A 23009-nucleotide genomic window follows, 5' to 3' on the forward strand; every position below is an offset into this window, starting at 1 on the left:
GAGATGCAACTCTCATGACAGACGCACTCAAGCGCCTCTCCGACGCAGGCGTCGCGATCTGGCTCGACGACCTTTCGCGCAAGCGCATCACGTCCGGCAACCTCGCCGAGCTGATCGACCAGCAGCACGTGGTGGGTGTCACCACCAACCCGTCGATCTTCCAGAAGGCGATCTCCCAGGGCGACGGTTACGACCAGCAGCTCACGGACCTCGCGGCCCGCAAGGTCACCGTCGAGGAAGCCATCCGCATGATCACGACGGCGGACGTCCGGGACGCGGCCGACATCCTGCGCCCGGTCTTCGACGCCACGCAGGGCCAGGACGGCCGGGTCTCCATCGAGGTCGACCCGCGTCTCGCGCACCACACCACGGCCACCATCGCCGAGGCCAAGCAGCTCGCCTGGCTGGTGGACCGCCCGAACACGCTCATCAAGATCCCGGCGACGAAGGCGGGCCTGCCCGCCATCACCGAGACCATCGGCCGGGGCATCAGCGTCAACGTCACGCTGATCTTCTCGCTGGAGCGCTACCGCGCGGTCATGGACGCCTACCTGGCGGGTCTGGAGAAGGCCAAGGCCGCGGGCCTGGACCTCTCGAAGATCCACTCGGTCGCCTCCTTCTTCGTGTCCCGGGTGGACACCGAGATCGACAAGCGGCTGGACGCCCTGGGCACCGACGAGGCCAAGGCACTCAAGGGCAAGGCCGCCGTCGCCAACGCGCGTCTCGCGTACGAGGCGTACGAGGAGGTCTTCTCCTCCGACCGCTGGACCGCGCTCGACAAGGCGCAGGCCAACAAGCAGCGTCCGCTGTGGGCCTCGACCGGTGTCAAGGACCCGTCGTACCGGGACACGATGTACGTCGTGGACCTGGTCGCGCCCAACACGGTGAACACCATGCCGGAGGCGACGCTCGACGCGACCGCCGACCACGGCGAGGTCACCGGCAACACCGTCTCCGGCACCTACGAGCAGGCTCGCGCCGACCTCGGTGCGGTGGAGAAGCTCGGGATCTCGTACGACGATGTCGTACAGGTCCTGGAGGACGAGGGCGTCGAGAAGTTCGAGGCCTCCTGGATCGACCTGCTCAAGTCCACTGAGGCAGAGCTCGCACGCCTCGCCCCTTCGGAGGGCTGAAACCTTGTCAAGCAGCAACCCGCTGCGTGACGCTGCGGACCGACGGCTCCCGCGTATCGCGGGGCCGTCGGGCCTGGTCATTTTTGGCGTCACGGGTGATTTGTCCCGTAAAAAGCTGATGCCCGCCGTCTACGACCTGGCCAATCGCGGCCTGCTGCCGCCGGGCTTCTCGCTCATCGGCTTCGCGCGCCGCGACTGGGAGGACGAGGACTTCGCCCAGGTCGTCCACGACTCGGTCAAGGAACACGCGCGCACGCCCTTCCGCGAGGAGGTCTGGCAGCAGCTGATCCAGGGCATGCGCTTCGTCCAGGGCGACTTCGACGACGACACCGCGTTCGCCACGCTCAAGTCGACCATCGAGGAGCTCGACAAGCAGCAGGGCACCGGAGGCAACTTCGCCTTCTACCTGTCCGTGCCGCCGAAGTTCTTCCCCAAGGTCGTCCAGCAGCTCAAGAAGCACGGGCTGGCCGACCAGCGGGACGGATCCTGGCGCCGCGCGGTCATCGAGAAGCCGTTCGGCCACGACCTGAAGAGCGCCCAGGAGCTCAACAAGGTCGTGCACGAGGTCTTCCCGCCGCACGAGGTCTTCCGGATCGACCACTACCTCGGCAAGGAGACCGTCCAGAACATCCTGGCGCTCCGCTTCGCCAACACCCTCTTCGAACCCATCTGGAACCGGTCCTATGTCGACCACGTCCAGATCACCATGGCCGAGGACATCGGCATCGGCGGCCGGGCCGGGTACTACGACGGCATCGGCGCGGCCCGTGACGTCATCCAGAACCACCTGCTCCAGCTGCTCGCGCTGACCGCGATGGAGGAGCCCGCCTCCTTCGACGCCCAGGCGCTGGTGGCCGAGAAGACCAAGGTCCTCGGTGCCGTCAGGCTGCCCAAGGACCTCGGCAAGGAGACCGTACGCGGTCAGTACGCCGCGGGCTGGCAGGGCGGCGAGCAGGCCGTCGGCTACCTCCAGGAAGACGGCATCGACCCCAGGTCGACGACCGACACCTACGCCGCGGTGCGGCTGGAGATCGACAACCGCCGCTGGGCGGGCGTCCCCTTCTACCTGCGTACCGGCAAGCGGCTGGGCCGTCGCGTCACCGAGATCGCGGTCGTCTTCCAGCGCGCGCCGCACTCCCCCTTCGACCACACGGCGACGGAGGAGCTGGGCCAGAACGCGATCGTCATCCGGGTGCAGCCCGACGAGGGCATCACGATGCGGTTCGGGTCCAAGGTGCCCGGCACCTCGATGGAGATCCGCGACGTGTCGATGGACTTCGCGTACGGCGAGTCCTTCACGGAGTCCAGCCCTGAGGCGTACGAGCGGCTCATCCTCGATGTGCTGCTCGGCGACTCGAACCTCTTCCCGCGCCTGGAGGAGGTCGAGCTGTCCTGGCGGATCCTCGACCCGATCGAGGAGTACTGGGACACCCACGGCAAGCCCGCACAGTACGAGTCGGGCACCTGGGGACCGGCCGAGGCGGACGAAATGCTCGCACGCGAAGGACGGAGCTGGCGTCGCCCATGAAAATCGATCTGACGGAAACCACGGCCAGCAAGGTCAACAAGGCACTGGTGGAGGGGCGTCGCGCGGTCGGCACCCCCGCCGTCGGCATGGTGCTGACCCTCGTCATCGTCACCGACGAGGAGAACGCCTACGACGCGCTGAAGGCGGCCAACGAAGCGTCGCGCGAGCACCCCTCGCGCATGCTGGTCGTCGTCAAACGCGCCTCCCGCTCGCCCCGTGACCGGGCCACGGCCCGGCTCGACGCCGAGATCAGGGTCGGTGCGGACGCGGGCACCGGCGAGACGGTCGTCCTGCGGATGTACGGCGAGGTGCTGCACCACGCCCAGTCGGTGGTCCTGCCGCTGCTGCTGCCGGATGCACCCGTGGTGGTCTGGTGGCCGGTGAACGCGCCGCTCGACCCGGCCAAGGACCCGCTCGGCGCGCTGGCCCAGCGCCGGGTCACCGACTCGTACGCGGCCGAGCAGCCCATCAACGAGCTGTCCGCCCGCGCCGCCGCCTACACCCCGGGCGACACGGACCTGGCCTGGTCGCGCATCACCCCCTGGCGCTCGATGCTCGCCGCGGCGCTCGACCAGGTGCCGAGCCGGGTGACCGGGGTCGAGGTGGAGGGTGAGGAGTTCAACCCGAGCTGTGAGCTGCTCGCGATGTGGCTCGCCGACCGTCTCGACGTGCCGGTGATCCGCTCCGTGTCGGCCGGCCCCGGCCTCACCGCCGTACGGATGCAGACGGACCACGGCGAGATCGTGCTGGACCGCCCGGACGGCTCGCTGGCCACCCTCTGCATGGCGGGCCAGCCGGACCGCGCGGTGGCGCTGAAGCGCCGGGAGACCTCGGAGCTGCTCGCGGAGGAGCTGCGCAGGCTGGACCCGGACGACACCTATGCGGCGGCGCTGAAGTTCGGCGTGGACCGGCTTGCCGAGCCCGCGCCGAAGAGCGCCGCGTCCGGGAGCGCGCCCGCCGTGGACGATGCTCCGAAGGCCGCTCCTGCGTCGAAGAAGGCGCCGGCCAAGAAGGCGGCGTCGAAGTGAGTGCTCCGCAGCTCGTCGTCCACCGCGACAAGGAGCTGATGGCGCAGGCCGCGGCGGCCCGGCTGATCACCAAGATCGTGGACGCCCAGGCCGCCCGCGGCTCCGCCTCGGTGGTGCTCACCGGTGGGCGCAACGGCAACGGGCTGCTCGCGGCCCTCGCCGAGGCGCCCGCCCGGGACGCCGTCGACTGGTCGCGGATCGACCTGTGGTGGGGCGACGAGCGTTTCCTCCCGGAGGGCGACCCGGAACGGAACATCACCCAGGCCCGAGCGGCGCTGCTCGACTCGGTGGGTGTGGACCCCGCGCGGGTGCACGCCATGGCCGCTTCGGACGGTCCGCACGGCAGCGACGTGGAGGCCGCCGCCGCGGCGTACGCCGCGGAGCTGGCCACTGCCGCCGGTCCCGGGGACCACGGCGGGGTTCCGGCGTTCGACGTGCTGATGCTCGGGGTGGGCCCGGACGCGCACGTGGCCTCGCTCTTCCCCGAACTCCCGGCCGTACGGGAGTCCGTGCGCACGGTCGTCGGTGTGCACGGCGCACCCAAGCCCCCGCCCACCCGCATCTCGCTGACGCTGCCCGCCATCCGGGCGGCACACGAGGTGTGGCTGCTCGCCGCGGGCGAGGACAAGGCCGGGGCCGCGGCCCTCGCACTGTCCGGGACCGGGGAGATCCAGGCCCCGGCCGCGGGCGCGTACGGCCTCAGCAGGACACTGTGGCTGCTCGACTCGGCAGCGGCTTCCCAGCTGCCGCCGCAGCTCTACTCACCGGCCACGGCCTAGCACCGCGTACATGGGACCGGCCCGCACCCTTGAGGGGGTGCGGGCCGGTCTCTTTTGCCAAGCGGCAGGTCAACGACCGCGCAGGGTGCGGTACGTGGAGATCAGCGCGGCGGTGGAGCTGTCCAGCTGCTCGTCGGCTCCGGCCTCGCTTCCGCTTCCGCTTCCGCTTTCGGTGAGGAGCGGCTCGATCTTCTTGGCGAGGACCTTGCCGAGCTCGACGCCCCACTGGTCGAAGGAGTCGATGTTCCAGATGGCGCCCTGGACGAACACCTTGTGCTCGTAGAGCGCGATCAGCTGGCCCAGCACGGACGGGGTGAGCGTGTCCGCGAGGATCGTCGTCGTCGGGTGGTTGCCCCGGAACGTCTTGTGCGGGACGAGCTCCTCGGCAACGCCTTCCGCCCGTACCTCGTCGGGCGTCTTGCCGAAGGCGAGGGCCTGGGTCTGGGCGAAGAAGTTCGCCATGAGCAGGTCGTGCTGGGCCTCCAGCCCGGACGTCAGGTCGTCGACGGGCCTGGCGAAGCCGATGAAGTCCGCCGGGACGACCTTGGTGCCCTGGTGCAGCAACTGGTAGTACGCGTGCTGGCCGTTGGTGCCCGGCGTGCCCCAGACCACCGGTCCGGTCTGCCAGTCGACCGGATTGCCCTGGCGGTCCACGGACTTGCCGTTGGACTCCATGTCCAACTGCTGGAGGTAGGCGGTGAACTTGGAGAGGTAGTGCGAGTACGGCAGGACCGCGTGCGACTGCGCGTCGAAGAACGCGCCGTACCAGACGCCCAGCAGGCCGAGCAGGAGCGGGATGTTCTCCTCGGGCGGGGCGGTGCGGAAGTGCTCGTCGACCTGGTGGAATCCGTCCAGCATCTGCCGGAAGCGGTCGGGGCCGATCGCGATCATCAGCGAGAGGCCGATGGCCGAGTCGTACGAGTACCGTCCGCCGACCCAGTCCCAGAACTCGAACATGTTGGCCGTGTCGATGCCGAAGTCCGCGACCTTCTCCGCGTTCGTCGACAGGGCCACGAAGTGCTTCGCCACCGCGTCCTCACCGGCCCGCAGATTCGTCAGCAGCCAGTTGCGCGCGGACGTCGCGTTGGTGATGGTCTCAATGGTGGTGAAGGTCTTGGACGCGATGACGAACAGCGTCTCCGCCGGGTCCAAGTCCCTTACGGCCTCGTGCAGATCGGCACCGTCGACGTTGGAGACGAAGCGGACCTGCAGCTCGCGGTCGGTGAACGAGCGCAGCGCCTCGTACGCCATCGCGGGGCCGAGGTCCGAACCGCCGATGCCGATGTTGACGACGGTCCTGATGCGCTTGCCGGTGTGACCGGTCCACTCGCCCGACCTGACCCTGTCGGCGAAGGCGGCCATCTTGTCGAGCACGGCGTGCACGGCCGGCACGACGTTCTCCCCGTCCACCTCGACGACCGCGTCGCGCGGAGCGCGGAGCGCGGTGTGCAGCACCGCGCGGTCCTCGGTGGTGTTGATCTTCTCGCCGCGGAACATCGCGTCGCGCAGCTCGGCGACCCCGGCGGCAGCGGCCAGCTCACGGAGCAGGCCGAGTGTCTCGTCGGTCACCAAGTGCTTGGAGTAGTCGAGATACAGATCGCCCGCCCGGAGGGTGTATGCGGTCCCTCGCGCCGGATCCCTGTCGAACAGCTCCCGCAGACGCGTGTCGCCCAGCTGCTCCCGGTGCTTGCCCAGTGCGGTCCACTCGGGCATCTGGTTGAGCCTGGTACGGCCTTCTGCGTTCATCTCGGACATCGGTCCATTCTTCTCGTACCTGCGTACATGCCCCGCTGCACATCCAACCTAATTGATCTGACGTGCGAGTGACGCTACGGCAGCCGCGAAGAGCGCCGCTGCGAGAAGTGCCGGGGTGTTCAGCCCCCACGCGGCGGCCACCGCACCGCCCAGCAGCGCACCCAGAGGGGCTCCGCCGGTCGACAGCGTACGGAAGGCGGCGCTGATCCTGCCCACCATGGCTTCCGGGCTGCGCTGCTGCATCAGCGTGACCTGGTTGACGTTCCACAGCATTCCGCACGCCCCGAACAGGGCCAGCGCGGCGACCGTCACCCAGAGCTCCCGGACGCTCCCGACGGCGACCAGACAGCCGGTCTGGACGCTTCCGGCCAGGAAGACGCTCCGGACGCGCCCGACGCGCAGGGACACCCGGCGGGACAGCAGCCCGCCCGCCAGACTGCCCGCCCCGACCGCGGTGAGGGCCGCCGCATAGCCGCTGTGCCCGGCGCCGAGCCATCCGGTGACGTCCAGGACCAGAGTGGCGATCAGCGCGCCCATGCCGATGTTGCACAGCATGGTGGCGATGCACAGCGCTCTCAGCATCCCGTCGCGCCACAGCACCCGTATGCCTTCGGCGATGTCGCTCCGCAGGGTGCGGCCCGTGGCCCTGGGCGGCCGGTCGGGCGCGGCCGTCCGCAGCGAGGCGACCAGACCCGCCGCGAGGACGTAGCTGACGGCGTCCGCACCGTACGGCGCCGCCGCCCCGGCCACCAGGAGCGCCGGCACCAGGGGCGCGGCCAGGAAACCGCCGACGATCTGCTGACCGGTCATCAGCCGCGCGTTGGCACTGCCCAGCGCCTCAGGCGGGACGAGTTGGGGCAGCAGGGCGGTCGCCGCGTTGTCGAAGAGCGTCTGGAGTGTGGTGAGCGCGAAGGCCAGGGCGATCAACAGGGCCATCGACGCGTGCCCCAGCGCGACCGTCACCGCGAAGGCGGCCATCAGCACGCCCCGCACCACATCGACGCCCCACATCGCCCGCCGCTGGTCCACCCGGTCGGCGACCGCGCCACCCAGCAGCCCGAACAGCAGCCACGGCAGATATCCGCAGGCCGTCACCAGGGACACCAGCACCGGATCCCGGGTCAGCGACGCGGCGAGCAGCGGCATCGCCGCCGTACGCAGCGAGTCCCCGAACTTCGAGACGACGGCCGCCGTCCAGAGACGGCCGAACCCGCCACGCCAGGCCGGAGCGCATACCTGCGCGGCTGCGTCGGCCATCACAACTTCCCTGCCGGGTCCACCGGTTGACGTTCCATGGTGAAGACCGTAGACGGCACCACTGACAACGCGGTCCGACCGTGCGGTCCGGCAACGCGGTCCGGCCGGACACCCCGAGAGGGTCCGGCCGGAATTCATACGGTTAGATCTCGCCCCGCAGTTTCGCCAGGGCCTCGGCGAGAATCGCCTCGCCGTCCTCGTCGCTGCGCCGCTCCCGTACGTACGCGAGGTGCGTCTTGTACGGCTCGGTGCGCGGCGGGTCCGGCGGATTCTCGCTGTCCTGACCGGCGGGGAACCCACAGCGCGGGCAGTCCCAAGTCTCCGGAACCTGTGCGTCGTGGGCGAAGCTCGGCTGCGTCTCGTGCCCGTTCGAGCACCAGAAGGAGATGCGGAGGCGCGGCGCGGACTCGCCCCGCTCGGCCTCCCCCATCGGCCCCGCTCCGACCCGGCTTCCCCGGATCGCGTTGCCACTTGCCACGGTCGTAACTCCCTGCGTGATGGTGCTCGAAGATGCCCCAGTCTACGTAAGGCCCAACGCGCGTCCAGTGATTGGAGTTACACCCCCGCACCGGAACGCGGGGGCACGGAAGCGGACGGTCAGTTCTTCAGCTTCATCAGCAGACCGAGCACGACGATGCACACGAACCACAGCAGGCCGAGCACCACGGTGATGCGGTCGAGGTTGCGCTCGGCGACCGAGGAGCCGCCGACGGACGACTGCATGCCACCACCGAACATGTCGGAGAGGCCGCCGCCCTTCCCCTTGTGCATCAGCACCAGCAGCATCAGCAGCAGGCTGAAGACGATCAGGGCGATCGAGAACCCCAGAATCACGGCTGGACCAACTTCCTCGGAACTCTAAACGGACGACGGGGCCGGACGGCTGCTGCCAGCCGTCTCGGCCCCGCAAGGGTACGACGGATCCGCGCTACCGCATACTCACTGGTCGCGGAACCGGACGATCTTGACGAACTCGTCGGCGTCGAGCGCCGCGCCACCGATCAGCGCACCGTCCACATCGGGCTGCGCCATGATCGCGGCGACGTTCCCGGACTTGACGGAGCCGCCGTACTGGATGCGGACCTTGTCGGCCAGCTCCTGCGAGTACAGCTCGGCCAGCCGCCCGCGGATCGCGCCGCAGACCTCCTGGGCGTCCTCGGGGGTGGCGACCTCGCCGGTGCCGATCGCCCAGACCGGCTCGTACGCGATCACGATCGACTCGGCCTCGTCGGCCGGGATGTCCTTGAGCCCGCCGTCGAGCTGCTTCAGCGTGTACTCGACCTGCTGTCCGGCCTTGCGGATGTCCAGGCCCTCACCGACGCACAGGATCGGGGTGATGCCGTACTTGAACGCGGCCTTGACCTTGGCGTTGCAGAGCTCGTCGCTCTCCTCGTGGTACTGACGGCGCTCGCTGTGGCCGACGGCCACGTAGCTGCACTTCAGCTTGGCCAGCATCGGGCCCGAGATCTCGCCGGTGTACGCGCCGGAGTCGTGCGCCGAGATGTCCTGGGCGCCGTACTTGATCTTGAGCTTGTCCCCGTCGACCAGGGTCTGGACGGACCGCAGGTCGACGAAGGGCGGCAGGACCGCCACCTCGACCGCGTCGTAGTCCTTGTCCGTGAGCGCGAAGGACAGCTTCTGGACGTGCGCGATGGCCTCGAGGTGGTTGAGGTTCATCTTCCAGTTGCCCGCCATCAGCGGGGTGCGGGTGCTCTGATTCGTCATGAGGGTGTCAGTTCTCCAGTGCGGCGAGGCCGGGAAGCGTCTTGCCTTCGAGGTATTCGAGGCTCGCGCCGCCACCGGTCGAGATATGTCCGAATTTGTTCTCGTCGAAGCCCAGGATGCGGACCGCGGCGGCCGAGTCGCCACCGCCGACGACGGTGAAGGCGGGGCTGTCGAGGAGTGCCTGCGCGACGGCCCGGGTGCCGTCCGCGTAGTCGGGGTGCTCGAAGACGCCCATCGGGCCGTTCCAGAAGACGGTGGCCGCGTCGGCGAGCTTCGATGCGTACAGCTTGTCGGTCTCGGGGCCGTTGTCCAGCCCCATCTGTCCGGCCGGGATGGCGTCCGCGGGGACCGTCTGGGGGTGGGTCGGCGCCTTGGCCTTGAGGTCCGGGAACTGCGCGGAGACCACGACGTCGACGGGGAGCACGAACTCCACGCCCTTCTCCTTCGCGCGCTGCAGGTACTCCAGCACCACCGGGATCTGGTCTTCCTGGAGCAGCGAGCTGCCGACCTCGTGGCCCTGGGCCTTGAGGAAGGTGTACGCCATGCCGCCGCCGATGAGGATGCGGTCGGCCCGCTCCAGGAGGTGGTCGATGACGCCGAGCTTGTCGGAGACCTTGGCACCGCCGAGGACCACCGCGTACGGGCGCTGGACGTCGGAGGTCAGCTTCTTGAGGACGCCGACCTCGGTGGCGATGAGGTAGCCGGCGGCGTGCGGCAGGCGCGCCGGGAGGTCGAAGACCGAGGCGTGCTTGCGGTGCACCGCGCCGAAGCCGTCGCCGACGTAGAGATCGGCGAGGCCGGCGAGCTGGTCGGCGAAGGCGCCGCGCTCGGCGTCGTCCTTGGAGGTCTCACCGGCGTTGAAGCGGAGGTTCTCGATGACGGCGATCTGGCCGTCGGCGAGAGCGGCGACCGTGGCGCGGGCGGACTCGCCGACGGTGTCGGTCGCGAACGCGACGTCGGTGCCGAGGAGTTCACCGAGGCGCGCGGCGACGGGTGCGAGCGAGAACGCCGGGTCCGGGGCACCCTTCGGGCGGCCCAGGTGGGAGGCGACGACGACACGTGCGCCCGCCTCGGCGAGCTTGGACACCGTCGGCAGGACGGCGCGGATGCGGCCGTCGTCGGTGATGGTGGTGCCGGAGAGCGGCACATTGAGGTCGGCGCGGACGAATACCCGCTTGCCCGCGACCCCTTCGGCGAGAAGTTCGTCGATGGTCTTCATGAGTTCCTGGACTCCTTGGAAGATCTGGACAGGCGACGGGGCCCGGACCGCGCGTCGTTGCGCAGTCCGAGCCCCGTGCTCACATCGAGGTGCCTACCGGCCCGTGATCAGAGCTGGTTGCCGACGAAGACCGTGAGGTCGACCAGACGGTTGGAGTAGCCCCACTCGTTGTCGTACCAGCCGATGACCTTCACGCTCTTGCCCTGGACCATGGTCAGGGAGGAGTCGAAGGTGCAGGACGCCGGCCAGTTGACGATGTCCGAGGAGACGATCGGGTCCTCGGTGTAGTCGAGGAGGCCCTTGAGCTGGCCCTCGGAGGCCTTCTGGAACGCGGCGTTCACCTCGTCCTTGGTGACCTCGCGCTCCAGCTCGATGACCAGGTCGGTCACGGAGCCGGTCGGGACCGGGACGCGCATCGCGATGCCGTCGAGCTTGCCCTCGAGCTCCGGGATGACCAGCGCGGTGGCCTTGGCGGCACCCGTGGTGGTCGGAATGATGTTCTCGGCGGCGGCGCGGGCGCGGCGCAGGTCCGAGTGCGGGTAGTCAAGGATGCGCTGGTCGTTGGTGTACGCGTGGACCGTCGTCATCATGCCCTTGACGATGCCGAAGTTCTCCAGGAGAACCTTGGCCATCGGCGCCACGCAGTTGGTGGTGCAGGAGGCGTTGGAGATGACGTTGTGCTTTGCCGCGTCGTACTTGTCCTGGTTGACGCCCATCACAATGGTGATGTCCTCGCCCTTGGCCGGAGCCGAGATGAGGACCTTCTTGGCGCCGCCCGCAATGTGCTTCTCGGCATCGGCCTTCTTGGTGAAGAAACCGGTCGACTCGATGACGATGTCGACTCCCAGCTCACCCCAGGGGATGTCGGCCGGGTTGCGCTCGGACAGCACCTTGATGGTGTGGCCGTCAACGGTGATGGTGTCTGCGGTGTGCGAGACCTCGGCCTTGAGACGGCCCAGAATCGTGTCGTACTTCAGCAGATGCGCGGTGGTCGCAGTGTCACCCAGGTCGTTGACAGCCACGATCTCGATGTCTGCACCCTGCTCCAGCAGCGCGCGGAAGTAGTTACGACCGATGCGGCCAAAGCCGTTGATGCCTACGCGGATCGTCACGAACTCGATCTCCTCGTTGGTACGCCGGGTTTCGACGCCACGGCGAGATGTATGGGATGTCCCCGACCGCTTCCGACCCTACCTCTCGAAAGGCCTCAGGGTCATATCGAACGGCACCGTAAGGGATTCCGGACCTGACCCCGGCACCTGTACCGACCAGTAAAAACGTCGTGGCTCATACGACGGTGCCGGTACCCATATGGGCACCGGCACCGATCAGTTGGCCGTTGCGGGAAGGCCGGGTGAATTCAGCGGATTCAGCCGACGAGGCTGTCGTCCATCTCTTCGGAGAGGGTCGACTCCGTGCCGGGAATTCCCAGATCCTGTGCCCGCTTGTCCGCCATCGCCAGCAGCCTGCGGATCCGCCCGGCCACCGCGTCCTTGGTCAGCGGCGGATCGGCGAGCGCGCCCAGCTCCTCCAGCGACGCCTGCTTGTGCTCCATCCGCAGCCGCCCTGCCGCCGCGAGATGCTCGGGGACCTCGTCGGCGAGGATCTCCAGCGCGCGCCCCACCCGGGCCCCGGCGGCGACCGCGGCCCGCGCCGAGCGGCGCAGGTTGGCGTCGTCGAAGTTGGCGAGGCGGTTGGCGGTGGCGCGGACCTCGCGGCGCATCCGCCGCTCCTCCCAGGCCAGTACGGACTCGTGGGCGCCGAGCCGGGTCAGCAGCGCGCCGATCGCGTCCCCGTCCCGGACGACGACCCGGTCCACGCCCCGCACCTCGCGGGCCTTGGACGCGATCTGGAGCCTGCGGGCCGCGCCCACCAGCGCCAGGGCCGCCTCGGGCCCCGGGCAGGTCACCTCCAGCGAGGAGGAACGGCCGGGCTCGGTGAGCGAGCCGTGCGCCAGGAAAGCACCCCGCCAGGCCGCCTCGGCGTCACAGGTGGCCCCCGAGACCACCTGCGGGGGCAGTCCGCGGATGGGACGGCCCCGGCCGTCCACCAGGCCTGTCTGGCGTGCCAGCTGGTCGCCGCCTGCCACGACCCGTACGACGTAGCGGCTGCCTCTGCGCAGACCGCCGGGTGCCATCACGATCAGTTCGGAGTTGTGTCCGAAGATCTCCAGGACGTCCCGCTTGAGCCGGCGCGCCGCCATCGCGGTGTCCAGCTCCGCCTCGATCACAATCCGCCCGCTCACCAGGTGCAGCCCGCCGGCGAACCGAAGAATCGCCGAAACCTCCGCCTTCCTGCAGCAGGTCCGGGTGACGGGGAGCCGGGAAATTTCGTCCTTCACCGCTGCCGTCATCGCCATGGGCCGATCCTTCCATGCATCCGAAAAATACGGTCGTACGCGGCGGCCAGCAGCTCCCGGTCATGTGTCGGGGAGCCGTCGGGCGAGGCCACGGGCGCCAGCTCGACCGCCGCACCGAGCCCTTGGGCGGCTTCGGCGAGACTTGAGCGGTCGGGCACGGCGGCCTCGTCGGCCAGCACCACGTCCAGGGCGAGTTTAGGGGCGTGTCGGGCCAAAACCTCCAAATGACGCTGCGGTGAGAAGCCATCGGTTTCACCGGGTTGCGGCGCGAGATTGAGCGAAAGCACTTTGCGGGCCTTCGTCTCGATGAGCGCGTCCAGCAATTCGGGCACCAGGAGATGCGGAATCACCGAGGAGAACCAGGAGCCGGGACCGAGCACCACCCAGTCCGCGTCGAGGACCGCGGCGACGGCCTCCGGCACCGCCGGCGGGTCGTTCGGGACGAGGTGCACCGACTGCACCTCGCCCGGGGTGAGCGCGACCGTCGCCTGGCCACGGACCGTGCCGATCTCGTCGGGGCGGTCCGGGTCGTGGCCGCGTACGAGCGCCTGGAGCTCCAGCGGTACGGCGGACATCGGCAGCACCCTGCCGTGCGCGCCCAGCAGCTTGCCGACCAGGTCGAGGGCCTGCACATGGTCACCCAGCTGCTCCCACAGGGCCACGATCAGCAGATTGCCGACCGCGTGCTCGTGCAGGTCGCCCTTGGACTGGAAGCGGTGCTGGATGACCCGGGACCAGGTCTGCCCCCAGTCGTCGTCCCCGCAGAGCGCCGCGAGCGCCTTGCGCAGATCACCGGGCGGCAGTACGCCCAGCTCCTCACGGAGCCGTCCGCTGGAGCCGCCGTCGTCGGCGACGGTCACCACGGCGGTCAGGTCCCCGGTGATCCGGCGCAGCGCGGCGAGCGAGGCGGACAGTCCCATCCCGCCGCCCAGGGCGACGACCTTGGGCTGGGTGCCACGCCGGATCCGGCCGGGGACCAGACGTACGCGCCGCAGCTTCGGGGTCGCGCGGCTCGTCACTCGCGCCCCATGTCGCGGTGGACGAGCACCGTCTCGATCCCTTCCGACGCCAGCCGGGCGGCGAGCTTCTCGGACATCGCCACCGAGCGGTGCTTGCCGCCGGTGCAGCCGACCGCGATGGTCACGTACCGCTTGCCCTCACGGCGGTAGCCGGTGGCGATGATCTGGAGCAGCTCGCTGTACTGGTTGAGGAACTCCTTGGCACCCGGCTGGTTGAAGACATAGGCGGAGACCTCCTCGTTGAGGCCGGTGAAGGGGCGCAGCTCGGGGACCCAGTGCGGGTTCGGCAGGAAGCGGCAGTCGACGACGAGGTCGGCGTCGACGGGCAGTCCGTACTTGTACCCGAACGACATCACCGTCGCACGCAGTTCCGGTTCCTCGTCGCCCGCGAACTGGGCGTCCATCTTGGCGCGCAGCTCATGGACGTTGAGGCTGGAGGTGTCGATCACCAGGTCGGCGTCGCCACGCAGCTCGCGCAGCAGGTCACGCTCGGCTGCGATGCCGTCGGTGATGCGGCCGTCGCCCTGGAGAGGGTGCGGTCTGCGGACCGATTCGAAGCGGCGCACCAGGGCGTCGTCGGACGACTCCAGGAAGACGATCCGCCGGGTGACCTGCTTGTCCGCCAGGTCGGCGAGCGACTGGCGGAGGTTGTCGAAGAAGCGGCGGCCCCGGACGTCGACGACGACGGCGATCCGCGCCACGTTGCCCTGCGAGCGGGCGCCGAGCTCCACCATGGTGGGGATCAGCGCGGGCGGCAGGTTGTCGACGACGAACCAGCCGAGGTCCTCCAGACATTTGGCCGCGGTGGAGCGCCCGGCGCCCGACATCCCGGAGATGATCACCAGCTCCGGGATGGCCGCCTCGGTGGCCTCGGCCGGTGTGCCCGTGCTGCCCGTGCCCACGTCTGCTCCGTCCCGTTCCTGCTCTTCACTCATGCGTGCTGCCCCCGTCGTCTTCCATGATCTCTCCTGTTGCCGTGTTCACGGCGGGTGCGGCCGGAGCCGCCTCCGCGAGCGCCGCGGCCACCGCCTCGGCCGTTCTGCGGCCTATACCGGGCACCTCGCAGATCTGATCAATTGTGGCTTGTTTCAGCTTCTTGACGGAGCCGAAGTGCTTGATCAGGGCTTGTTTCCTGGTCTCACCCAGACCGGCCACGGAGTCCAGCGGGCCGGATGTGAAGCGCTTGGCCCGCTTGACGCGCTGGTAGGTGATGGCGAAGCGGTGGGCCTCGTCACGCACCCGCTGGAGGAGGTAGAGCCCTTCGCTGGAACGCGGCAGGACCACCGGGTCGTCGTCATCGGGGAGCCAGACCTCTTCGAGGCGCTTGGCCAGGCCGCAGACGGCGACGTCATCGATGCCGAGCTCGTCGAGCGCGCGCTTGGCCGCGGCCACCTGGGGCTGTCCGCCATCGACCACCACCAGCTGGGGCGGGTAGGCGAAACGCTTGGGGCGGCCGTCGTCCTCGGGGGCCTCGGCCGTCTGTTCCTCGGTCCACTCCCCCGTCCGCTCCTTCTCCTGGAGGTAGCGCTTGAAGCGGCGGGCGATCACTTCGTGCATCGAGCGGACATCGTCCTGCCCCTCGAAGCTCTTGATCTGGAAGCGGCGGTACTCGCTCTTCCGCGCCAGACCGTCCTCGAAGACGACCATCGACGCCACCACGTCGTCCCCCTGGAGATGGGAGATGTCGTAGCACTCGATGCGCAGGGGCGCGCTGTCGAGACCGAGCGCCTCCGCGATCTCCTCCAGGGCCCGGGAGCGAGTGGTGAGGTCGGACGCACGCTTCGTCTTGTGCAGCACCAGCGCCTGCTGGGCGTTGCGCGCGACCGTCGCCATCAGGTCCTTCTTGTCACCGCGCTGCGGGACCCGCAGGGAGACGTGCGAACCTCGGCGGTCGGCGAGCCACTGGGTGACGGCCTCGGGCTCCTCGGGAAGGGCGGGGACCAGCACCTCCTTGGGTACGGCGTCGCCCTGCTCCTCCCCGTACAGCTGCTGGAGCGCGTGCTCGACGAGGCCCGCTGTGTCCACGGCCTCGACCTTGTCGGTCACCCAGCCGCGCTGTCCGCGGACCCGGCCGCCCCGGACGTGGAAGATCTGGACGGCGGCCTCCAGCTCGTCCTCGGCGACGGCGATCAGATCGGCGTCGGTGGCGTCGTTGAAGACGACCGCGTTCTTCTCCAGGGCGCGCTTGAGCGCCTCGATGTCGTCGCGGAGCCGGGCCGCCCTCTCGTACTCCATCTCCTCCGCCGCTTCCCGCATCTCCTGCTCGATACGGCGGATGTACGTGCCGGTGCGGCCCGCCATGAAGTCGCAGAATTCCTCGGCCAGTTCGCGGTGTTCCTCGGGGGTGACGCGGCCGACGCAGGGCGCCGAGCACTTGCCGATGTAGCCGAGGAGACACGGGCGGCCGATCTGGGCCGAGCGCTTGAACACCCCGGCCGAGCAGGTGCGTACCGGAAAGACCCGGAGCATCAGGTCGACGGTCTCGCGGATGGCCCAGGCGTGGCCGTACGGACCGAAGTAGCGCACGCCCTTCTTCTTGGGGCCGCGCATCACCTGCACCCGCGGAAATTCCTCGTTGAGGGTGACCGCGAGGGACGGATAGCTCTTGTCGTCCCGGTACTTGACGTTGAAGCGGGGGTCGAACTCCTTGATCCAGGAGTATTCGAGCTGGAGCGCCTCGACCTCGGTGGCGACGACGGTCCACTCCACGGAAGCGGCCGTCGTGACCATCGTGCGGGTGCGCGGGTGGAGGTTGGCCAGGTCCTGGAAGTACGAGGAGAGGCGCGGGCGCAGGCTCTTCGCCTTCCCGACGTAGATCACCCGGCGGTGCTCGTCGCGGAATTTGTAGACCCCCGGCGAGTCGGGGATCTGTCCCGGCTTGGGGCGGTAGCTGGAGGGGTCTGCCATGTCTCCCACCCTACTGGCGGGGACTGACAGTGCGAGGTCGTAGCGGGCCGGGGTCAGGCCTTCTTGTCGGGGCCCGCGATCAGCTTGCCACCGACCACCTTCACCGGGACGTCGTTGAGCGGGCGGCTGGCGGGGCCCTGGAGCACCTTCCCCGTCATGGCGTCGAAACGGCTCCCGTGGCAGGGGCAGATGCCCACCGTTCCCTCGATCTTCTGCAGGGGGCAGTTCTGGTGCGTGCACCGCGACCAGAGCGCCTTGTACTCGTCGGTGCTCGGGCGGCTCACGATCAGGAACTGGTCCTTGTAGTACTTGACCCCGCCCACCGGGACCGCGTCCGCGGCGCCGAGGTCGACGGGCTTGTCCGGCCCCGTCGACGTGCTGCTTCCCCCCGAGCAGGCCGTGAGTCCGAGCCCTGCGGCGCCTGCGAGGGCGGCTCCCATGAGGACGGTACGGCGGGCGGGGGGCAGACCGGACATGGGAGGCTCCACTGTTCAAGGCATCGGTGACGGAACCGACGATACCGGTGGAGATCTCCGCCCCTTCCGGCGGCGTTTACGGTCCAGGAATCTTCGGCTACGTTCGGGATCTGTGATCACCGTCGCCGGAGAGTCCCTGATCGACCTGGTGCCGCAGAACGCCGCCGCGCCCGGTGAACCGCTGCCCGCACTGCTGCCCCGGCTGGGCGGCGGGCCGTACAACACCGCGATCGCGCTCGGGCGGCTGGGTGCCCGGGTGGGTTTCTGTTCGCGGGTCTCCACGGACCACTTCGGCGAGGCGCTGCTCGACGGGCTGCGGACGGCCGGGGTGGAGCTCTCGCTCGTTCAGCGCGGCCCCGAGCCGACGACGCTCGCGGTGGCGACGGTGGGGGCGGACGGTTCCGCCGGATTCGGTTTCTACGCGGAAGGCAGCGCGGACCGGCTCTTCACACTGCCGGTGCAACTCCCCTCCGGAGTAAGGGCGCTGTCACTCGGCACGTGTTCGCTGGTCCTCGAACCAGGTGCGAGTGCGTACGAGGCGCTGCTGCGGCGGGAGTCGGCACGCGGGGTGTTCACCCTGCTCGACCCGAACATCCGGAGCGGGCTGATCCCGGATGCGGACGGCTATCGGAAGCGGTTCAGGGGCTGGCTGCCGGATGTGACGCTGCTGAAGCTGTCGGAGGAGGACGCGGAGTGGCTCGGCGGCGGCCCGCAGGAGTGGCTGGCCGCCGGCCCGCAGGCCGTGGTCATCACGCACGGTGGTGACGGTCTGACCGTACGGACCAGGGCCGGTGGCTCCTACCGCGTGCCCGGCGTGGCCGTCGACGTGGTGGACACGATCGGCGCGGGTGACACGGTCAACGCGGCGCTGCTGCACGGCCTCGCCGAGCGGGACGCCCTGTCGGCGCGGGCGATCGCCGCGCTCTCCGGCGACGACTGGGCGCAGGTACTGGGCTTCGCCGCCCGAGCAGCCGCGCTGACCTGCTCCCGTGCCGGGGCGCAGCCGCCGTATGCGAGGGAGCTGGGGTAGCGGCCGTACACGTACGCGGGGCCGGGCGCAGCCGCCGTCGCGGTGCGGGGTGCGGGGTGCGGGCCGTAACCGCTGGAGGCGTGCAGAGGTACGGACCGTAACCACCGGGGGGCCGTGGCGTCCGGCGGTCAGGGACCGGCCGTCGCGGGTCCGTGCCTTCGGAGAAAGGCGGTGACCGCGAAGCCGAATCCGGCAGGCTCCTCGGCCCAGGGCAGGTGCCCGGCGCCCCGCAGGGTGACCCGCTCCACCCGTGGCAGGGCCCGCTCCAGGGAGTCGACCGCCGAGCGGGGCCGGATGTCACGGTCGCCGTCCACGATCAGCACCGGGACGTCCAGCTCCGCGCACCGCACGCGCAGTGCCGGGGTGCCCCAGCTCTGCCGGTTCTCGGCGTTGATGGTGTCGTTGGCCGTCTCGTTGACGCCGTACCAAGGGGTGGCCATGGTCTCGGCCAGCTCCCGGGCACGGTCCCGGTCCTGGAATTCCACCGACCACTGGAGTACGGCTCTGTCCCGGCCGGTCAGCGTGCGCCAGCGCTCCAGGTCCTCTCCCAGACCTCGGTGGAGGCCGTGGACGAACTCCGGGTGCCAGCCCGCTTCCGGGTCGATGCCGGTGCCGGACACATAGACCAACCCGCTGACCCGGCCGGGGTGTTCCAGCGCATAGCTCAGGGCCAGTTGGGCACCCCAGGAGTGACCGAGCAGCGCCATCCGGGCCAGCCCGAAGTGGCGCCGTACGTCGTCGAGATCCTGGACCGAACGGGCCACCGTGTACGGACCGTCGGACGGCTCCGAACGGCCGCAGCCGCGCTGGTCCCAGCGGTGTACGGCGTAATCGGGCAGCAACTCGGCCACCTCGTCCAGGGTGTCCCACAGGCCGGGACCGCCGTGGCAGAGCACCACGGGCGGGCCCGCGCCACGGCGCACGGCCCAGAGCCGTGCGCCGTCGTCGGTCCGTACAGCCTCCGCGGTCACGACGAAGCGCGGCGCGTACGCGTCGTCTTCTTCGCGGCGGTCTTCGCCGGGGTGCTCCTGGCAACCGTCTTCCCGGCCCCGGCCCCGGCCGTCTTCGCCGCTGCCGTCTTCCTCGCGGCCGTCTTCTTGACCGGCGCCTTCGTCCCGGACAGGGCCGCGTCGCTGATCCGGTCCGCGTCCAGGATGTCCCGGAGGAACTTCCCGGTGTGACTGGCCGGGACCCCGGCGACCTGCTCCGGAGTGCCCTCGGCGATGACGAGGCCACCGCCGTTGCCGCCCTCGGGGCCCATGTCGATGACCCAGTCCGCCGTCTTGACGACATCGAGGTTGTGCTCGATGACGATCACCGAGTTGCCCTTGTCCACCAGGCCGGACAGCACATGGATGAGCTTGCTGATGTCCTCGAAGTGGAGCCCGGTCGTCGGCTCGTCCAGCACGTACACCGTGCGTCCGGTGGAGCGCTTCTGGAGCTCGCTCGCCAGCTTCACCCGCTGCGCCTCGCCTCCCGACAGGGTGGGCGCGGACTGGCCGAGCCTGACGTACCCGAGGCCGACCTCGTTGAGCGTGCGCAGATGGCGTGCGATCGTCGGGACCGCCTCGAAGAAGTCCAGGCCCTCCTCGATCGGCATGTCCAGGACCTCGGCGATGGACTTGCCCTTGTAGTGGACCTCCAGGGTCTCCCGGTTGTACCGCGCCCCGTGGCAGACCTCGCAGGGGACGTACACATCCGGCAGGAAGTTCATCTCGATCTTGATCGTGCCGTCACCCGAGCAGTTCTCGCAGCGACCGCCCTTGACGTTGAAGGAGAAGCGTCCCGGCAGGTAACCGCGGACCTTGGCCTCCATCGTCTCGGCGAAGAGCCGACGGACGTGGTCGAAGACCCCGGTGTAGGTCGCCGGGTTGGAACGCGGGGTGCGTCCGATGGGCGACTGGTCGACGTGCACGACCTTGTCGACCAGGTCGTCGCCGTCGACGCGGGTGTGCCGGCCCGGGACCGTACGCGCGCCGTTGAGCTCGCGCGCGAGATGCGTGTAGAGGATGTCGTTGACGAGTGTCGACTTACCGGATCCCGAGACTCCGGTGACCGCGGTCAGCACGCCCAGCGGGAACGACACGTCGATGTCCTGCAGGTTGTTCTCCCGGGCGCCGTGCACCGTCAGCCGGCGCCCCGGGTCCACCGGCCGGCGCAGGTCCGGGATCGGGATGGCCCGCTTGCCCGCCAGGTACTGGCCGGTCAGCGACTCCTTGTTGGTCAGCAGGTCCTTCAGCGATCCGGAGTGGACCACCTTGCCGCCGTGCTCACCCGCGCCGGGGCCGATGTCCACCACCCAGTCGGCCACCTTGATGGTGTCCTCGTCGTGCTCGACGACGATGAGGGTGTTCCCCATGTCCCGCAGCCGGACCAGCGTCTCGATGAGGCGGTGGTTGTCCCGCTGGTGCAGACCGATGGACGGCTCGTCCAGCACGTACAGCACGCCGACCAGGCCGGAGCCGATCTGGGTGGCCAGCCTGATGCGCTGCGCCTCGCCGCCCGAGAGGGTCCCGGCGGCACGATTCAGCGAGAGGTAGTCGAGGCCGACGTCGACCAGGAACTTCAGGCGTTCGTTGACCTCCTTGAGGACCCGCTCGGCGATCTTCTTGTCGCGGGCGTTGAGCTTCATCCGGCCCAGGAACTCGGCACACTCGCTGATCGACATCGCGGCGACCTCGGCGATGGACTTCTCCATCACCGTGACGGCGAGAACGATCGGCTTGAGGCGGGTGCCTTCACAGGTGGGGCACGGCACTTCGCGCATATAGCCCTCGAAGCGCTCCCGGCTGGAGTCGCTCTCGGCCTCCGAGTGCCGTCGCTTGACGAACGGCACGACCCCCTCGAAGGAGGTCGTATAGGCGCGCTCGCGCCCGTAGCGGTTGCGGTAGCGGACCTCGATCTGGGTCTTGTGTCCGTGGAGCAGGGCCTTCTTGGCACGCTGCGGGAGTCCCGCCCAGGGGATGTCCGTACGGAATCCCAGCTCTTCGGCGAGCGCGCCGACGAGCCGTGCGAAGTACTCCTTGGTGTGACCGAGCGACCACGGGGAGATCGCGCCCTCGTCGAGCGACTTGTCCTCGTCGGGGATGATCAGCTCGGGGTCGACCTCCATCCGCGTACCGATGCCGGTGCAGTCGGGGCAGGCGCCGAAGGGCGAGTTGAACGAGAAGGAGCGCGGCTCCAGCTCTTCGAAGGACAGGTCGTCGTACGCGCAGTAGAGGTGCTCGGAGTACATCCGCTCGCGCTCGGGGTCGTCGGCGGGCAGATCGACGAAGTCGAGGATGACCATGCCCCCGGCGAGGCCGAGCGCGGTCTCCACCGAGTCCGTGAGACGGCGCTTGGCACTGTCCTTCACCGTGAGGCGGTCGATGACCACCTCGATGGTGTGCTTCTCCTGCTTCTTCAGCTTGGGCGGCTCGGAGAGCTGGATCGTCTCGCCGTCCACCCGGGCACGGCTGTACCCCTTGGTCTGCAGATCGGAGAAGAGATCGACGAACTCTCCCTTGCGTTCCCGCACGAGCGGCGAGAGCACCTGGAACCGGCTGCCCTCGGGCAGGGCGAGGACCTTGTCGACGATGGCCTGCGGGGACTGCCGCGAAATGGGCCGGCCGCACTGGGGACAGTGCGGCTTGCCGATGCGCGCGAAGAGGAGACGCAGGTAGTCGTAGACCTCTGTGATGGTGCCGACCGTCGAGCGCGGGTTGCGCGAGGTCGACTTCTGGTCGATGGAGACAGCCGGGGAAAGACCTTCGATGAAGTCCACATCGGGCTTGTCCATCTGACCGAGGAACTGCCGGGCGTACGAGGAGAGCGACTCGACGTAGCGCCGCTGCCCCTCGGCGAAGATCGTGTCGAACGCGAGAGAGGACTTACCCGATCCGGAGAGCCCGGTGAAGACGATCAGGGAGTCGCGAGGGAGGTCGATCGAGACGTTCTTGAGGTTGTGCTCGCGAGCGCCACGAACGATGAGACGGTCGGCCACGCCGGTCCGCACCTTTCTGAGAGAAGAAGCAGGGGCGGAGCCCCCTCCCCAGGGTATGGGGGGCGCCTCAGCGATGTCTGAAGATGGCTTGTTGGATGTCTCTCACGAGCCTATAGCACGTGCATTCGATTTACGGCCATCGGTAAAGAGCTTCACCCGAAGGAGTGGAGAGGCCTATCGTCAGGCACATGATCGATCACGAGCGGGACCTGGCGTCTGTGGATGAAGCGACCGAACAGCTCCTGGCCTCGGCCGCCGGACTGGACAACGCGGCGGTCCACGAACCGTCACGGCTTCCCGGCTGGTCGCGCGGGCACGTACTCGCCCATCTCGCCCGCAACGCCGATGCGCTGTGCAATGTCTTCGAGGGCCGTCCGATGTACGAGACGGCCGAGGTGCGCGATGCCGACATCGAGCGGGACGCACCGCGCCCGCTCTCCGAGCAGTTGGAAGACGTACGCGCCAGCGCGGCCCGACTCCGGGAACGGGCGGCGCTCCCCGCCGACTGGTCACGGACCGTCACCCTGCGCAACGGCGTCACCGACACGGCCGCCCGGATCCCCTTCCGCCGGCGGGTGGAGATCGAGCTGCACCACGTCGATCTGGGCATCGGCTACGAGCTGGAGGACCTGTCGGCGGAATTCACCGCACGGGAGATCGATTTCCTCCAGCAGCGCTTCTCCTCGGACCCCGCCGTGGCGGAGGTCACCGGTCCCGCCACCGCACTGCTCGGCTGGCTCTCGGGCCGCAGGGACGGCGCGGGACTGACCGCCCCCGGCGCAACGCTGCCTGTGCTCCCCTCGCTCTAGACT

20 protein-coding genes are annotated in these 23009 nt (G+C 69.3%); 6 read left to right on the forward strand and 14 right to left on the reverse strand.

The annotated features are described in order from the left end of the window. The first annotated feature begins 14 nt into the window (after positions 1-14). The 4 genes from tal to pgl are packed head-to-tail and all read left to right on the forward strand — an operon-like array spanning position 15 to position 4468. On the forward strand, positions 15-1133 hold the full coding sequence (tal, locus tag OG709_RS07630) for a transaldolase (protein ID WP_250303841.1): 1119 nt from the start codon (positions 15-17) through the stop codon (positions 1131-1133). Positions 1134-1137: 4 nt separating this feature from the next. Then, positions 1138-2661, forward strand: coding sequence for a glucose-6-phosphate dehydrogenase (gene zwf, locus OG709_RS07635; protein ID WP_250303840.1), 1524 nt, complete (start codon positions 1138-1140; stop codon positions 2659-2661). Beyond that, positions 2658-3689 (forward strand): glucose-6-phosphate dehydrogenase assembly protein OpcA, encoded by a 1032-nt coding sequence (opcA, locus tag OG709_RS07640; RefSeq protein ID WP_250303839.1) that lies wholly within the window; start codon positions 2658-2660, stop codon positions 3687-3689. Before zwf ends, opcA begins: the two co-directional genes overlap by 4 nt. Beyond that, positions 3686-4468: a 6-phosphogluconolactonase gene (gene pgl / locus OG709_RS07645; RefSeq protein WP_326695101.1), complete on the forward strand. Its 783-nt coding sequence runs from the start codon at positions 3686-3688 to the stop codon at positions 4466-4468. Before opcA ends, pgl begins: the two co-directional genes overlap by 4 nt. A gap of 69 nt (positions 4469-4537) precedes the next feature. On the opposite strand, the gene pgi is transcribed toward pgl, so the two are convergent. From pgi to OG709_RS07705, 12 genes are all read right to left on the reverse strand, one after another. Next, on the reverse strand, positions 4538-6214 hold the full coding sequence (gene pgi, locus OG709_RS07650; RefSeq protein ID WP_329169070.1) for a glucose-6-phosphate isomerase: 1677 nt from the start codon (positions 6212-6214) through the stop codon (positions 4538-4540). A 57-nt stretch (positions 6215-6271) separates the two neighbouring features. Next, a complete protein-coding gene (locus OG709_RS07655) occupies positions 6272-7480 on the reverse strand; it encodes an MFS transporter (protein WP_329165351.1) in 1209 nt (402 codons plus the stop codon). Between the two features lie 142 nt (positions 7481-7622). Beyond that, positions 7623-7958: an RNA polymerase-binding protein RbpA gene (locus OG709_RS07660; RefSeq protein WP_266643683.1), complete on the reverse strand. Its 336-nt coding sequence runs from the start codon at positions 7956-7958 to the stop codon at positions 7623-7625. A gap of 119 nt (positions 7959-8077) precedes the next feature. After that, positions 8078-8308 carry a preprotein translocase subunit SecG gene (secG, locus tag OG709_RS07665; protein ID WP_250303883.1) on the reverse strand — a complete coding sequence of 77 codons (231 nt, stop codon included), beginning with the start codon at positions 8306-8308 and terminating at the stop codon, positions 8078-8080. 111 nt (positions 8309-8419) lie between these two features. Further along, positions 8420-9205, reverse strand: a complete 786-nt coding sequence (gene tpiA, locus OG709_RS07670; protein ID WP_250303836.1) for a triose-phosphate isomerase — start codon at positions 9203-9205, stop codon at positions 8420-8422. Between the two features lie 7 nt (positions 9206-9212). Beyond that, positions 9213-10424, reverse strand: coding sequence for a phosphoglycerate kinase (locus OG709_RS07675; protein WP_329165355.1), 1212 nt, complete (start codon positions 10422-10424; stop codon positions 9213-9215). Between the two features lie 107 nt (positions 10425-10531). Next, complete coding sequence (gap, locus tag OG709_RS07680; protein ID WP_250303834.1) at positions 10532-11536, reverse strand: type I glyceraldehyde-3-phosphate dehydrogenase; 1005 nt, start codon at positions 11534-11536, stop codon at positions 10532-10534. A 257-nt stretch (positions 11537-11793) separates the two neighbouring features. Further along, a complete protein-coding gene (whiA, locus tag OG709_RS07685; RefSeq protein WP_250303833.1) occupies positions 11794-12783 on the reverse strand; it encodes a DNA-binding protein WhiA in 990 nt (329 codons plus the stop codon). Continuing rightward, positions 12774-13802: a gluconeogenesis factor YvcK family protein gene (locus OG709_RS07690; protein WP_250303832.1), complete on the reverse strand. Its 1029-nt coding sequence runs from the start codon at positions 13800-13802 to the stop codon at positions 12774-12776. Before OG709_RS07690 ends, whiA begins: the two co-directional genes overlap by 10 nt. Then, positions 13799-14737 carry an RNase adapter RapZ gene (gene rapZ, locus OG709_RS07695; protein ID WP_250303831.1) on the reverse strand — a complete coding sequence of 313 codons (939 nt, stop codon included), beginning with the start codon at positions 14735-14737 and terminating at the stop codon, positions 13799-13801. Before rapZ ends, OG709_RS07690 begins: the two co-directional genes overlap by 4 nt. Further along, on the reverse strand, positions 14730-16709 hold the full coding sequence (gene uvrC / locus OG709_RS07700; RefSeq protein ID WP_266643681.1) for an excinuclease ABC subunit UvrC: 1980 nt from the start codon (positions 16707-16709) through the stop codon (positions 14730-14732). The genes rapZ and uvrC overlap by 8 nt, the downstream gene beginning before the upstream one ends. A 53-nt stretch (positions 16710-16762) precedes the next feature. Next, complete coding sequence (locus tag OG709_RS07705; protein ID WP_250303829.1) at positions 16763-17185, reverse strand: Rieske (2Fe-2S) protein; 423 nt, start codon at positions 17183-17185, stop codon at positions 16763-16765. A gap of 112 nt (positions 17186-17297) precedes the next feature. On the opposite strand from OG709_RS07705, the gene OG709_RS07710 reads away from it, so the two are divergent. After that, on the forward strand, positions 17298-18215 hold the full coding sequence (locus OG709_RS07710; RefSeq protein ID WP_250303828.1) for a carbohydrate kinase family protein: 918 nt from the start codon (positions 17298-17300) through the stop codon (positions 18213-18215). Between the two features lie 128 nt (positions 18216-18343). On the opposite strand, the gene OG709_RS07715 is transcribed toward OG709_RS07710, so the two are convergent. Next, complete coding sequence (locus OG709_RS07715) at positions 18344-19186, reverse strand: alpha/beta fold hydrolase (RefSeq protein WP_250303827.1); 843 nt, start codon at positions 19184-19186, stop codon at positions 18344-18346. Next, positions 19183-22197 (reverse strand): excinuclease ABC subunit UvrA, encoded by a 3015-nt coding sequence (gene uvrA / locus OG709_RS07720; protein WP_250303826.1) that lies wholly within the window; start codon positions 22195-22197, stop codon positions 19183-19185. Before uvrA ends, OG709_RS07715 begins: the two co-directional genes overlap by 4 nt. A gap of 188 nt (positions 22198-22385) precedes the next feature. Here uvrA and OG709_RS07725 point away from each other — a divergent pair, with 188 nt between their 5' ends. Further along, positions 22386-23006, forward strand: a complete 621-nt coding sequence (locus tag OG709_RS07725; protein ID WP_266643678.1) for a maleylpyruvate isomerase family mycothiol-dependent enzyme — start codon at positions 22386-22388, stop codon at positions 23004-23006. Positions 23007-23009 lie beyond the last annotated feature (3 nt).

Origin of the sequence: Streptomyces sp. NBC_01267 (assembly GCF_036241575.1) — a bacterium.
Lineage (GTDB): Bacteria > Actinomycetota > Actinomycetes > Streptomycetales > Streptomycetaceae > Streptomyces.

What these genes read in the sequence shown, in the direction of transcription:
- tal (WP_250303841.1), top strand. Translation starts at nt 15, where the DNA reads ATGACAGACGCACTCAAGCGCCTCTCCGACGCAGGCGTCGCGATCTGG.
- opcA (WP_250303839.1), top strand. Translation starts at nt 2,658, where the DNA reads ATGAAAATCGATCTGACGGAAACCACGGCCAGCAAGGTCAACAAGGCA.
- pgi (WP_329169070.1), bottom strand. Translation starts at nt 6,214, where the DNA reads ATGAACGCAGAAGGCCGTACCAGGCTCAACCAGATGCCCGAGTGGACC.
- OG709_RS07655 (WP_329165351.1), bottom strand. Translation starts at nt 7,480, where the DNA reads ATGGCCGACGCAGCCGCGCAGGTATGCGCTCCGGCCTGGCGTGGCGGG.
- tpiA (WP_250303836.1), bottom strand. Translation starts at nt 9,205, where the DNA reads ATGACGAATCAGAGCACCCGCACCCCGCTGATGGCGGGCAACTGGAAG.
- OG709_RS07675 (WP_329165355.1), bottom strand. Translation starts at nt 10,424, where the DNA reads ATGAAGACCATCGACGAACTTCTCGCCGAAGGGGTCGCGGGCAAGCGG.
- whiA (WP_250303833.1), bottom strand. Translation starts at nt 12,783, where the DNA reads ATGGCGATGACGGCAGCGGTGAAGGACGAAATTTCCCGGCTCCCCGTC.
- rapZ (WP_250303831.1), bottom strand. Translation starts at nt 14,737, where the DNA reads ATGAGTGAAGAGCAGGAACGGGACGGAGCAGACGTGGGCACGGGCAGC.
- uvrC (WP_266643681.1), bottom strand. Translation starts at nt 16,709, where the DNA reads ATGGCAGACCCCTCCAGCTACCGCCCCAAGCCGGGACAGATCCCCGAC.
- OG709_RS07705 (WP_250303829.1), bottom strand. Translation starts at nt 17,185, where the DNA reads ATGTCCGGTCTGCCCCCCGCCCGCCGTACCGTCCTCATGGGAGCCGCC.
- OG709_RS07725 (WP_266643678.1), top strand. Translation starts at nt 22,386, where the DNA reads ATGATCGATCACGAGCGGGACCTGGCGTCTGTGGATGAAGCGACCGAA.